Origin of the sequence: Massilia sp. CT11-108 (assembly GCF_047302915.1) — a bacterium.
GTDB classification, from domain to species: domain Bacteria; phylum Pseudomonadota; class Gammaproteobacteria; order Burkholderiales; family Burkholderiaceae_D; genus Telluria; species Telluria orientalis.
Genome location: NZ_JBKYMO010001591.1, coordinates 1 through 258 on the forward strand (window position 1 = coordinate 1; position 258 = coordinate 258).

Annotated in this window: 1 protein-coding gene; it reads right to left on the reverse strand. The window is 60.1% G+C overall.

Annotated elements, in window-relative coordinates; translation table 11 throughout:
- The coding region (locus tag ACEN88_RS35700; RefSeq protein WP_413347122.1) for an amidohydrolase family protein at positions 1-241 on the reverse strand (241 nt) is incomplete at its 3' end.
- Positions 242-258 lie beyond the last annotated feature (17 nt).

Genomic DNA, 258 nt, shown 5'->3' on the forward strand with positions numbered 1-258 from the left:
TCTGCATAGCGGTCGTGGTGATCGCCCTGACCTCCTCCGACGTGTACTGAACAGTGTCGATGGCATCGGTCTCACTCGATACACCACCCCCCAGCATAATTTTGATGAAGTCGGCGCCTTGTTTTAACTCCTCCCGGACTGCCTTTAGACATGCTGGGACACCGTCCGCCGTTCGACCGTAAGCCGCGTGCGACCCTCCGCAACATCCGCTTCCGTCCCCTCCTGATTGACCCGGCAGCAGATCGCCGTGTCCTCCCG